We start from the raw sequence: 13,214 nt of genomic DNA, 5'->3' as shown, positions 1-13,214 counted from the left end.
CAACCAATTGTAAAATTGGATAAAATCTGATGTTAAATCATATTGTCCGCACAGGTATGTCCACCGCAATCCGATGGAGTTGAATAAAAAAAATCACCTTTTTCGCTACCATTTACCCTGCCTCTGCTTCGGACCCTGCCGATGCACTCACCAAACCGCGATACGCACGAACCGCCGATCTAGTGCCTTGCGTAACTTCAAAGACATCCTCCGCAATGGGCATTGCCACGTTATATTTTTTCGCGAGAGCTATCACGGTGGGCGCGCTTTTCACACCTTCTGCAACCATCAGCATTTCTTCAATAATATCGTCGATTTTACGACCTTTTCCAAGCTCAACACCGACATGTCTATTCCGGCTCAACGGACTGGTGCAGGTTGCAATCATATCACCCATTCCAGTGAGACCAGAGAAAGTTTCCGAGCGCCCGCCCATGGCAACGCCTAGCCGTGTAATTTCAGCCAGACCGCGGGTAATCAAAGCAGAGCGGGTATTGTCTCCTGCCCCCAAACCGTCGCCCATGCCGACTGCAATAGCGATAATATTTTTGAGTACTCCACCTAATTCACAGCCCAATAAATCAGTATTAGTGTAAACACGGAATAAACCAGAATGGAATAGTTGCTGTAATTGTTTGACGATAATCTCGTCTTCCATTGAAATCACACTGGCAGCAGCCTGTCCTGCCATAATTTCGCGGGCTAAATTGGGACCCGTTAGCACCCCAACGGGATGTCCCGGCAGCACATCTTCAATAACTTCGGTCATCCGTTTGCCAGTGGACAGTTCCAAACCTTTGGTCAGACTGATTACCGGGACCCATGGCCGCAAAAAGGGCTTGGCTTCTTCGAGTACTGTGCGAAAATTACTGGACGGAATTGCCATAACTAGCACGTCTGCATCGGAAACAGCTTCCCCAATAACATGAGTGGCCTTCACAGCATCCGGCACTATCGCATCGGGTAGGTATTTGCTGTTGCGGTGGTTTATGTTGATATCATGAACGGTATCACTGTTTCTTGCCCAAATTTTTACGGGAGCATTGCGCGACACTAACGAGGCTACCGTTGTCCCCCAAGAACCTCCGCCCAATATGCCAACTCGCAATTTCATGCCTTTTCCCTATATTTCCTGCGACTGTGTTTCTCAAAAAGAGAAGCCTGCGATCAAACTGACCAGAAACTCAATGTTTTGCAAGAAATGCTAGATGTACAGATGCAGTATCTTTCGGCTTTTCTATCATCGGAACATGTCCCGTTTCTTCGAAAATTACAGCCTCACTATTTTTAATGCCATTTTCCAGAACCGATACACAACTGACGTCAATCAGACGGTCATTGCGCCCCCATATAATCAGGCTAGGCGCTTTGACCTCGGCCAACCGGTCATTAAGCGGATTGTTGATACCTGAGCCAGCAATTTGCCAGAATATCTTGTCCAGAACATCTTTATGCGCTTTAGCCTCTGAGAAGAATAATTTCTTGAAATTTTTCGGCATCGGTATCGGCTTAAAGGATATAAATGCCATAAGCCGATCCACGTCCGATAGATTATTCAAAGCTAATGAATTGTCGCCTTTTTCAGCAGCGATTTCCAATTCACTTTTATCCTTTCCGACCGTGCCCGCGTTATTAAACAGAGTAAGAGATGAAACCCGCTCAGGATATTCCATTGAAAATTGCAGAGCAATATAGCCCCCCATACTATTGCCACCGATATGACATGTGGAGATATGCATGGCCTCGAGAAAAGCGTTCAGGCGATGTACCTGCGACAAAATATCATATTCCCTATCGAGGGAACGGTCATTTTCGCCAAAACCGGGCAGATCAGGGGCAATTAAACGATGCCACTTTGTTATATACGGGGCATAAATAGACCAGTTATCCTTGTCGCCACCAAAGCCATGTAGCAAGATCACCGGCACGCCGTCGCTCTCGCCACCTTCCAGATAAGGCCAGGTATCATCGCCAACTCTGATCGATTTTGGTCGCATACCGCCGCGCGCGCGGATCATGGCCGATATCGCTCGATATAATATTTGCGGAAAAACATGATATGCGATCATCCCGGCCAACATTATTGCGCCCAAAATATATAAAATGATCATCATCATGAAACTCCCCCGTTCGCATTTAACGCAGCTATTTTGCCAATATACCCTCTATCCAGTTGGTCATATCCGTCAGCACCTTGTCTTTTTCAGGCTCGTTAAAAATTTCGTGAAAAAGCTCGGGATAGATTTTAAGCAGCTTCTCATCCGAACTAATGTGCTCATGCAGAAAAATTGCCCCTTTAGGAGCAGCCAGACTATCATTTCCGCCATGCAGGAACAGCAGCGGCAGCGTAACCTTAGCGGCCTCTCTTTGTACCAAATCCATATTGGCCATCATCTCAACCGCAAGACGCGCGCTGATCTTGCTTCCGGATACCAAAGGATCTGCAAGATAGTCAGCCACAACCTCTGAATCACGGCTAACGCCATTGGCATCCAGCGCCAAAACGCCCATTTTTGGAGCAACTTTTGACAGCAATTTGCTCAACCCCTTCATAAGAGAAGAAGGTTCCTCGGTAGCCTTGATTGCAGCCCCCGAAAGCACAGCCGCTACAAATTGAGACTGGTTTTTCAGCAAATAAGTCGTGCTAATTAATCCGCCCAAACTATGTCCGACCAATATCCGAGGTAACACCTGTTGATCAGCCGGCAGTCCATCAATCAGCGCATCCAGCCCGTCATGATAGACAGAGAAGTCGGGAATAAAGCCATTAACTCCCTCCGATTTTCCATGCCCCCAATGGTCAAGACTGTGAACCGCAAAGCCATTTTTGACACAATGTTCAGCAAAATAACCATATCGACCGCTATGCTCATCATAGCCATGCACCAGAATGATGACCGCGTTGGAACGACCTTCCGGGCTCCAACTCTGGCAATATAGCCTTGCCCCCGCACCGGCGGACGGCGAAATTAGATTCAGCGCACCTTCTTGGTGCTTCATGCGATTTTTCTTTTCATCGCAACCACATGATCATGCGCCAGTTCAGATTCATATTCGAACAATATCCGGTCCAGCGTCTGGCTAATTTTCGTCTGGGTACGCACCATTTCAATTTCCGGCCACGTCATACGCTCACCCAGTTGAATAAGTTCGGCTATTTCCTCGACAGACAAATCGCTAAGGATTTTAGCCGGGCTCCAGAACATCGCAGGGCGAATGATATTAATGTCACCGGTATAGTCCTGATTAATCACCGACAGTGTCATATTGGCCAAGCTGTTGAGCCGTGGAAAATGGGACAGCGGTTTCTGCATTATCTCAACATTGGCGTTGAGCCATGCCTTCATTGTTGATGTCGTAGCATTTCTAATAGCGGAAAGCGGGTTATTTTGTTGCTTCACATCTGTCGTAAATGGCGTGATTAGGGGATTGGCTTGGCTTACTATATGATGATTAACCCCATAAAGCCGCGCTAACCGCTTGGCGGGCAAATCATTGGTAACCGAACCATCAACCCACTTGCGATTGGGCAAATAGGGCTTACGCTCCCCAGTATGGTCTTTCGCAGCTAATGTTACAGGCGGGTAAATGCCCGGCACAGCGCATGAAGCCATAACCGCTTCACGAATATAGACATTGGGCGATGCGATAGCGTTTAGCAGCCGTGATGTCTGATGCTTTTCAGCTGGCGCTATCGATACATTCAAATGCCGACCCGTCAATTCATAGGCTTCCTGAAACGTCAGATCCGGGATCATCTTGGTAATACGAGCGCGTATTTGATCTATTTTAAGGCTTCTGGAACCACCGAACAAACCAAAACCCTGATTATCATCGTCCCGGCCTTCTGTTACCAGATTTTCAGCCTCAAAAAATGGAGAAATTTCTTCATCGACATGCGTGCTAACCAACGCGCCAACGACGGATCCGCCACTGGACCCCGACAGGATATGCGGCAACAGACCTTCAGACCATAATGCCTTCACGACGCCCACATGAAAATAAAGAAATGCGCCAGAACCACTCATCAAAAAAGCCGAGCGGCCATAACAATGCTGCGCTCTGCGAAAGAAATCCAACTTTTCTTCAAAAGGGATATCATCGACCTTATCACTGGCCAGATATTCCAAAGAATTAACAATCGCGTCGACATAATCCTGAATTAATTGCTTGGTCCCGAATTTGGCTTTCTGATGCAGGCGATCATTGCCCATACCGTCCATATTTCCGTGTATACCTTCGTTCAGAGCATAGAGCAGACCTGCATTATCCTGTTCTTTCCAAAGCTTAGAAATCCTTTTCAAACGGCGACGGATGGAGGCGCTATCGAAATGCTTACTCTCATCCGATTCCTTCCACTTGTCGACGCCAGTGGACCGATCATGCGCTGCGGCAGCATCTGACCAGTCGGAATAATTTTCCGCCTGAGCCATCGCCTTTTCCATCTTTAAAGTGGTGCTTAAAATCATATCTTACTCGCTTACTATGATACGGAATACACGTGTCGCCGCGGAAAGACACCTGTTAACGGGCGTCCCGGAATATTTGCCTCTCCTTTATTTCGACTTCACTGGCTGCGCTCGTCTTGGCGATTTGGATACCCGCCGGTACATGACCGACTTACCTTCGGTTTCCGCAGCCTTTTTCACTGGCGCGGCCTTTGCCTCTGTTTTGGCTTTTCCAACCACTGGCTTGGCATCCAACAACTCGTCAAAAGCTATTTGAATAGATTCCCGAAAAAATTCAATATCCGGCATCATTTTTCTATCAGAAACAATACTAAACGCAATCGTTCCGTTATAGCTTGGTGTTGCGATAAACAGCCCCATACCATTACCTAACGGTCCCAAACCATATTGATGCGTTATCTTTGCACCGTTCATATACAATTGGACTTGGGGCCCGGGCACATTGGAAATGAAGAGGTTGCTCACTTTTTGGGAAAATCGTTCACTATTTAGTACACGGGCAACCCCAGACATGGTGGCGCCGGGAATATGCTTCGTAATATCCGTCATAATCCGCGCGCTAAGGCCAGATTTAGCTGCCTTTGTTTCACGCGTCGTGTCTCTGATCGCTTCCAGCCTTGTCAAAGGATCTGTAATATTCGACCATATTTTTACGGTCATAGCCGATATATTCGTTCCCGGATTGGCTTCTTCTCCCTTGCTGCTCCTCGCATTTATGGGGACAACCGCAACCAAAGATTCGGTAGGAAGCTCTTTATGCTTTGTCAGATATTTGCGCAGCGCCCCGCTGCAAATGGCCAGCACAACATCATTTATAGTGGTTCCATCGACCTTCAAACGGATCGTTTTCAAGTCGCTCAGATCAAATGTTACCGCCTCAAACATTTTATGGGGAGAGACGGGGCCGTTGAAACGAGTGTCAGGGACTTTTCCTCCCCCTCCTTCTTGCGCCCCTATGATATTTTTCTCTGCATTTTTTAACAAAGCAGGGGTTAATTTTAACACAGCTTGAGTCAATTTTACCGGTGATGTCACAGCACTATTAATCGCACGGCCCAGAATTTCGACCGGGTCAGGCAGCGATGCGATTTCCGTTTCCTCCGTCGGAACCGGGATGGCAGGCGTACCCTTCATATCAATATCCGAGATAGACGCAAAAAAATGCGCACCAGAAGCGCCATCAATGGTCGAGTGGTGGATCCGCGTCAAAATTGCATAGCTGCCTTTTGCAATCCCCTTGATATTATCCAGTCCCTCCACAACAGACATGTCCCACAACGGGCGGTTCATATCGAGAGATTTGCTGTGGTGCCTTGCGACTTCAATACAAAATTGCCGCCAGTCTCCCGGTTCCGGTAATCGGCTGTGCGAAATATGCGTTTCAAGGTCGAAATGCTCGTCCTCAACCCAATAGGGATGATCCATATCCAATGGTAGTCTGTATAATTTGCGTTTGAACATTGCTGAAGCCTTCATACGACCACGCATATGTTCGATAATATCCTTAAATCTTACTTTTCCGCCGGAAATAGAAGAAGGATCGCAAATATAGACCGCCATGACATGCGTCGGATTGTTCGGGGTTTGCATGTACACAAACTGCGCGTCCTGCGCACTAAGCTGATGGAGCTGCGGTTTGCCTGTCATGGGAGACTCCTTTCCTATAGGCTCATTCATTCAAATATTTTGTCGGCAAGACTCAGCACCTCTAGACGCGACTTTTCCATTCTCCGCGACAATGCCCTAAATTTACGAAGCAATGCCTTACGCTTGACGATAGTTTCTTCTGACGATTCACTCGTCAAACCTTGGCTAGCCGCCATTTTAAAGCCATTTTCGAACAGGATTTTACCGATGGAAGCTTCGCTGGTTATACGCCGCATCAAATAAGCCTGCCGCCCCTCCTTTAACGCTTCGGCAACACAAGTTTTTTTGTCTATGGTCTGTCCGGGACCTAATCGGGACAATATATCTAACACAACGGTGTAAGATTCCACGAATGGTAAAAACACAGCATGGCCTATGAGTGGCTGGAAACGGTTGGTCAGGCTTTTCAACAAAATGCCGCCATGTTCCAATTTCATTTCCCAATCAGGGCATGCACGAGTCAATTCCGCTTTCAGATTTTCTCGAAACTCTTCCTTGGGCGGATAGAAAAATTCAAATTTAAACAGATCACGCAATCTGTCAGTTTCTGCCCAGAACACATCGACCGCTATTTTATCCTTGTCTTCCCTCGCTTTGAGTAATGACAATTCGATAATCGCCTTATCGAGAAAATGATGGATGATCGAATTGCGATAATAGCTGGCCAGCGGATGTTTTTCCGGTTGTATGGTATAAACCGTACTCGACCCCTGATCATAGCGAAGAAACAGGCCACTATTCACCAGCGTATCAACTACCGTCTGAAGACCTTCGAGATTTTTCTCCGTCAGATCATCACTGAACCGGATATTCCGCGCCTTTGCCCATTTTACAAAAAAGTTAATTACAGCGCGCAATTCATCAGCAGTCATGGCGCGGGGTGCAGTACCCAACAAACTCAAGCACATTAGCGAAGTGAGAGTCAGCGGTGTTGCCCTGTTGGCTTCCACAGCAACCTCAAATGCTATTTTTGATAGCCCAATCCGATCATTGGGCCGCGGCGCCTTTTTGATAACCACGGGCTTGCCGAAGTCCACGTAAACCTTGCCCATGGGCTCCCGTAAGCTACGCAAATAGCCTATGAACCAGCTGAACGATTCTGCCTTTTTAATCCGGCCGGTTTGTTCCGAGGCATATTCTTCCACATCACGGATCAAATCAAAGCTGGTGACAACCGGAATGATATGAACATTTTCAATATCATTCAAATTGGCGCTATCCATAACATATTTCAACAAGCCGTAACGCGGCGGCATCAGCTTCCCTAAACGCGACCTTGTGCCTTCAAATGCCCATGTCATCGGAAATCGCTTTTCCAACAGATAACTAACATAATGGCGCAGGACGAGCTTATAAACCGGATTATTCTCAAAGCTGCGACGAATGAAAATTGTTCCTGCGCGCCTCAAAACAAATCCAAGGCCAAAAAAATCCAGATTAATACCGCCAAAAACATGCAACATCGGCAGGTCATTTTGATAAGCGAGGTCCGTGGGCGTCACGCCATCTATATAGGTTTTATGCGTGAACAGCAGCAAAGTCGGATGATCCCGCATGGTTTTACGCAACCGTGTTAACTCGTTCTTGTCGAACACCACTTCGTCTTCATAGCCTTGCGAAAGCATGAAACGATCCAGACGAGCTTTCATATCAATGAATAACGCACTGGGACGAGCAATGAGCTCCCTCATATATTTGCCAGCTTCGTCGTACAGTGCACTCTCTGACTTATTAAGATCTGTAGCCAGTTCGGTCATGGCTGCGCGGAATTTAGGGCTTGTACGCAGACCATCTGCAACGAACCGCGGGACTTTGTAGCGGCGCCCTCGAAGCCCCCGTTCTTCGATATCGAGAACCAGACTAGCTTGTCGAATAACAAATCCGGCAAATTCATTTTCTTCATCGTCAGGAACAGAAACTGCATTTTGTTGATCAAAACGCTGTTTCAAATCGGCAATGGTCGCCGGTTGCCCGGTGAGACATTGTGCGCGGCGTTTGTTGCGAAGCAAGATCATCCGCGCGCGAAAGCTGCCCGGTGTGCGGGGATCACCAAACAGCGCATGTCGCTTTTTTAGCGCCCTGCTTTTTTCAAAATTCGGAATGCGCCAAGCAATCCGGACTGGTATTACAAGTGTATCAGGCTCAGCATCCAGCTTCTGGCTTAATCCCTTCAACCGCAGGTGAACTCGTTCATCGGAAATGGGCAGGCTGACCCAGTTAAACTCGTGTGCCTGCCCGCCTTCCGCCAGCGAACTATTCAGCCAGTCGAGAAGATAGCGGCGTTCGACACGATTACGGGCATCAATGACAAATAGTTTAGGCCCCTGTGCGAGCAGAGGTACAGATTTTGCTATTGTCGTTGATTCGTCCATTCCTGCTCCCTAATTTTTATATATGGCCGCTTTTGTAGAAGCAGCCTTTTTTGTAGATGCTGTTTGTTGGGAAGCCTTCCGGCCAACCGTCTTTTTTACAACAGGCTTTTTCACAGCCTTTTCGTCTGTAGATGTTCTGGAGCTGACCTTTGCCGCTACGCGTGTTTTTTGCGATGCAGGTTTCTTAATCGGCGTTATTTTTGTATGAGCGATCGCCTCCTCGGTTTTCCCGCCTCGCGCGCTTTTGGCCGGTGTTGTCTGTTTTACAGCTGCCTGCTTTCTCGGCGCGGATTCGGCTTTCACAGGCGCCGCAGCAACCACCGCATCCTCATCTGACTGTCCCAACGCTTTCAGGAACATGCCGCGTACCTCTGCAACATGATTATTCAGCGTTTTCCTCGTCCAACCGCTGGTATCCACAGGAGGTAGAACATCCACCTTGACGACTGCAGGGCGCATAACAAATTCATTTTTGGGAGCAACATCACCAGCATTGTGGATCACGATCGGTACCATCGGTACACCGGCCTGCAACGCCAGATGGAACGCACCTTTTTTGAATGGGCCCACTTTGGGCGACAAGGTGCGTGTCCCTTCTGGTGCAATGCAAATGGATTTTCCGTCAACCTTTATCGCGTCAACCAGCGGCGCCATTGCCTTGATTGCATTCCGACCATTTGCGCGGTCAACAAATACGGTTCCGGCAAATTCCATCACTTTTCCGATAATCGGCGTATCTCTGACCTCGTGCTTGGCTATGCTGCCGACATCCTTGCGAACCAACTTTGCCATGATCATCACATCAGCTTTGCTCTGATGATTAAAGACGAAAATGCACGGGCGATTGACCCAAAGGTTTTCTTCACCCGAAACATCCAGCTCAACACCAGTCAAAGCCGTTGCTATGTCGCCAAAAAGTCCGGTGGAAAAATTCGTTGCCTCACGTTGTGATCCGGTCAGCGCCCAAATCGGCAATCCCGCGACAAAAGACGTAACAAGTGAACCCGTTGCATATATCGTCCGCAAATAGTCAACTGGCCTACCCTGCCCCCTGCTATCAAATTTTTGCAGCGGCCAACCGCGTTCCTTGGAAATTTCTGTCAGCTTACCGTTGGGGTTTAACGGACGCGGCTTACCGACCCGTTCCAACAGCTCCAGATCATCGTCACTGTCCGAATAAAAATAGCTCTTGTCGAGATCGAGATTATACTCCTTTGCCAGTTTTTCCGCGGCGATGACTTTGCCCGCTCCAAAACATAGCGGGCGAATGATATTGCCCGTAAACTCTCCATTTTCGACTTCATATTGAGAGCATAATACATGCTCGATATTCAAATCCCGCGCAGTTGGCTCTATCTGGTATATCGTCGCGGAAGAGACAATCGCAATCGTATGTCCCTTTGCAATATGCGCCTCAATCAAAGCGCGTGATTCCGGATAGACTTTGCGCGCTATATGCTTTTCGTAAAGTTCTTCTCCGAATTCGAAATAGCTGTCCTCGGTCACACCTTTCATGAATTTTGCCGCCGCCATCATCAGACCAGAAAAGCCCATGCTGCCCATCGAATATTGCGCCATAACATTGGCTGTTTCGATCAGCTCCTCGGCACCCAATTCCCCACGCTTGATTTTTTCCCAAAGCATAGCGGTCGCGGAATAACCGGCGATGATCGTACCATCAAAATCGAACAGAGCAGCGATATGCGGCCCTTCAGGAGAATTGATTACGTCCTGTAAATAGGAATCCCGATCAGCCATATTGTTCCTTCAATCATCAGACCTATCCAGTCTAATTTCGTTCTGCCAAAAAAACGCTGCTTTTCACAGTCTTTATTAGGCTAAATTGATATTAGTCCGTCAACAGTCCGTATATGTCCTGATACAAACCTATGGCTGTCGTCAGCCGACCCGCCTGCAATATAGGACCAACAAAATAACATCTGCAATTTGACCACCGCAAAAAATCACCATTGCTCCCCTTGCTCCCCTCGCCTAATTATAATTGCATGAACATTTTTAAGCTGCACCGTCTCTCGCTTCCCCTCATGGCGCTTGCCGCATTTGCGGTGGCGACTTCACTGACCGGGTGCAAACGGGTACCCGATGTCGACGCAGATCGGCCAGAAACTGCGCGGGCTTTCCCGCCAGCATCTCGGCCGGTTTCCGACCTAGCGGGCAATCAATGGTCAACGGAAACGGCCCGAGATACGGTGGGTGAGGCGGAAGAAATTATGAAGGCCGCAGGACTGGAGCCGGGCATGACGGTCGCGGACATTGGAGCCGGTGAAGGCTATTATACCGTACGGCTTGCCGAAAAAGTCGGGGCCGATGGACGAGTGCTGGCGCAGGATATTGACGAAGATGCGATTAAACGTCTGGCTGACCGAGTGGCGCGCGATGCACTCGACAATGTCTCAATCAAATTGGGCGCGCCTGATGATCCGCGCCTGCCCAAAGACAGCTTTGATCGCATCTTCCTAGTCCATATGTATCATGAAGTGAGAGAGCCTTATGCTTTTCTCTCGCGGCTTCGTCCCGCCATCCGTTCAGACCGCGATGGTGGCAGATATAATGGCGGTGAAGTCATTGTTGTCGATGTGGACCGTAAACTTACACAACACGGTATCCCGCCCAAACAACTTTTCTGTGAGTTCGAGGCCGTCGGCTATCAGTTAGTCGGCTATATGGAGCGGCCAGCACTAGGTGGTTATTTCGCACGGTTTCGTCCAATCGGCAAAGCGCCGTTGCCGGGAGAAATCAAACCCTGCGCATTACAACAATAGCCATTGGCAATGATTGGCAATAGGACTTAGCTAACCTTCGTCACCCATTTTCAGCGCAGCAATAAATGCTTCCTGTGGGATGCTCACATTGCCATATTCGCGCATCTTGGCCTTGCCCTTTTTCTGCTTGTCGAGCAGCTTTTTCTTGCGGCTGATATCACCTCCATAGCATTTCGCCGTCACGTCCTTGCGCATTGCCGCAATAGTCTCGCGCGCGATCACCTTGCCGCCAATGGCTGCTTGTATCGGGATCTTGAATAAATGGCGCGGGATTAAATCCTTCAGCCGCTCACACATATGCCGCCCACGTGTTTCAGCAGCATCGCGGTGAACAATCATGCTGAGCGCATCAACAGGATCGCCATTGACCATGATATTCATCTTGACCAGATTGCCAGTTCGCAATCCAACCTGATGATAGTCAAAACTCGCATAGCCACGCGAGATGCTCTTGAGCCGGTCGTAGAAGTCAAACACGACTTCGTTGAGCGGCAATTCATAAACCACCTGCGCACGGTCACCGACATAAGTCAGATTTTTCTGTACGCCGCGCCGGTCCTGACACAGCTTTAGAATACCGCCGAGATATTCATCCGGGCAATAAATAGTCGCCTCAATCCATGGTTCCTCAATGGCCGAAATCTTGACGACATCGGGCATATCAGCCGGATTGTGCAGAAACTGCTCGGACCCATCGTTCATCACCATACGATAGACCACCGATGGTGCCGTGGTGATCAAGTCGAGGTCATATTCGCGGGTCAGACGTTCCTGAATAATCTCGAGATGCAAGAGCCCGAGAAAACCGCAACGGAAGCCCTGCCCCAATGCGGCACTGGTTTCCATTTCGAAAGTGAAGCTCGCATCGTTCAGCCGTAGCTTGCTGATGCTTTCGCGCAATTTTTCAAAATCCGCAGCATCAACAGGGAAGAGGCCACAGAAGACAACCGACTGAACTTCTTTAAAACCGGGCAATGCTTCGGTCGCGCCGCCCTTCACTGTCGTGATCGTATCGCCCACGGCGGTTTGGGAGACTTCCTTGATCTGCGCCGTGATAAAGCCAATTTCACCAGCAGCGAGTTCCGACAATTGTTCGATCTTCGGCGTCATACAGCCGACGCGGTCCACCAGATGTTCGGTGCCTTGGGCCATGAATTTGATCCGCTGGCCCTTGGTTATTACACCATCAATAACGCGAACAAGAATGACAACGCCGAGATAAGGATCATACCAACTATCGACTAGCATGGCCTTTAACGGCGCATCGCGGTCTCCACCGGGAGGCGGTATCTTGGCAACAATCTGTTCCAATATATCTTCAATGCCGATGCCTGATTTCGCGGATGCGAGAACTGCCTCGGATGCATCAAGTCCGATAATTTCTTCAATTTCGTGACGCACACGCTCTGGCTCTGCCGCTGGCAGATCAACTTTGTTCAGAACGGGGATGATTTCATGGTCATGTTCTATCGATTGATAAACATTGGCTAAGGTCTGCGCTTCGACGCCTTGCGCCGCATCAACGACGAGCAAAGCCCCCTCACAGGCTGCAAGGCTGCGCGATACTTCATAAGCAAAATCGACATGACCCGGCGTGTCCATAAGGCTGAGTTCATAGGTTTCGCCATTTTTGGCAGTATAACGAAGACGCACCGTCTGCGCTTTAATCGTGATACCGCGCTCACGCTCAATATCCATATTATCAAGCACTTGCTCGCTCATTTCGCGCTCAGTCAACCCACCGGTATGCTGGATCAAGCGATCCGCCAGCGTTGATTTGCCATGGTCAATATGGGCGATAATCGAAAAATTACGGATATGGGAACGTTCGGTCATATGGGCGCCGATAGCAGGGGTTATAGCTGCTGTCAGCAGGGAAACGCGCAAAATGTACGCAGCTTTAACCGCTATGATCTGGCAGCATGCATTTTTTCAGGCTGCAG

At 48.8% G+C, this 13,214-nt stretch carries 9 protein-coding genes; 1 reads left to right on the top strand and 8 read right to left on the bottom strand.

Annotation, left to right across the window (positions count from 1 at the left end; translation table 11 throughout):
* Positions 1 to 112 precede the first annotated feature (112 nt).
* The 7 genes from V7676_RS03120 to V7676_RS03090 all read right to left on the bottom strand — a co-directional run bounded on the left by V7676_RS03120 (position 113) and on the right by V7676_RS03090 (position 10,246).
* Positions 113 to 1,114 (bottom strand): NAD(P)H-dependent glycerol-3-phosphate dehydrogenase, encoded by a 1,002-nt coding sequence (locus tag V7676_RS03120; RefSeq protein WP_335658196.1) that lies wholly within the window; start codon positions 1,112 to 1,114, stop codon positions 113 to 115.
* A 70-nt stretch (positions 1,115 to 1,184) separates the two neighbouring features.
* On the bottom strand, positions 1,185 to 2,117 hold the full coding sequence (locus tag V7676_RS03115) for an alpha/beta fold hydrolase (protein WP_335658195.1): 933 nt from the start codon (positions 2,115 to 2,117) through the stop codon (positions 1,185 to 1,187).
* A 28-nt stretch (positions 2,118 to 2,145) separates the two neighbouring features.
* Positions 2,146 to 3,000, bottom strand: a complete 855-nt coding sequence (locus V7676_RS03110) for an alpha/beta hydrolase (protein WP_335658194.1) — start codon at positions 2,998 to 3,000, stop codon at positions 2,146 to 2,148.
* A complete protein-coding gene (locus tag V7676_RS03105; protein WP_335658193.1) occupies positions 2,997 to 4,469 on the bottom strand; it encodes a DUF3336 domain-containing protein in 1,473 nt (490 codons plus the stop codon). The genes V7676_RS03110 and V7676_RS03105 overlap by 4 nt, the downstream gene beginning before the upstream one ends.
* Positions 4,470 to 4,556: 87 nt before the next feature.
* The gene (locus tag V7676_RS03100; protein ID WP_335658192.1) at positions 4,557 to 6,116 is read right to left on the bottom strand and encodes a WS/DGAT/MGAT family O-acyltransferase; all 1,560 of its coding nucleotides are present in this window, start codon (positions 6,114 to 6,116) and stop codon (positions 4,557 to 4,559) included.
* Positions 6,117 to 6,142: 26 nt separating this feature from the next.
* Positions 6,143 to 8,488, bottom strand: a complete 2,346-nt coding sequence (locus tag V7676_RS03095; protein ID WP_335658191.1) for a glycerol-3-phosphate 1-O-acyltransferase — start codon at positions 8,486 to 8,488, stop codon at positions 6,143 to 6,145.
* Between the two features lie 9 nt (positions 8,489 to 8,497).
* Positions 8,498 to 10,246 (bottom strand): HAD-IB family hydrolase, encoded by a 1,749-nt coding sequence (locus V7676_RS03090; RefSeq protein ID WP_335658190.1) that lies wholly within the window; start codon positions 10,244 to 10,246, stop codon positions 8,498 to 8,500.
* Positions 10,247 to 10,494: 248 nt separating this feature from the next.
* Between V7676_RS03090 and V7676_RS03085 the strand changes: the two genes are divergently transcribed.
* Positions 10,495 to 11,271: a class I SAM-dependent methyltransferase gene (locus V7676_RS03085; protein ID WP_442955388.1), complete on the top strand. Its 777-nt coding sequence runs from the start codon at positions 10,495 to 10,497 to the stop codon at positions 11,269 to 11,271.
* A gap of 30 nt (positions 11,272 to 11,301) precedes the next feature.
* On the opposite strand, the gene lepA is transcribed toward V7676_RS03085, so the two are convergent.
* Positions 11,302 to 13,107, bottom strand: coding sequence for a translation elongation factor 4 (gene lepA / locus V7676_RS03080; protein ID WP_335658189.1), 1,806 nt, complete (start codon positions 13,105 to 13,107; stop codon positions 11,302 to 11,304).
* Between the last annotated feature and the right edge of the window lie 107 nt (positions 13,108 to 13,214).

The organism is Parasphingorhabdus sp., from assembly GCF_036963805.1.
In the GTDB taxonomy this organism is placed as follows: domain Bacteria; phylum Pseudomonadota; class Alphaproteobacteria; order Sphingomonadales; family Sphingomonadaceae; genus Parasphingorhabdus.
This window is presented reverse-complemented; position numbering and strand designations above follow the sequence as displayed.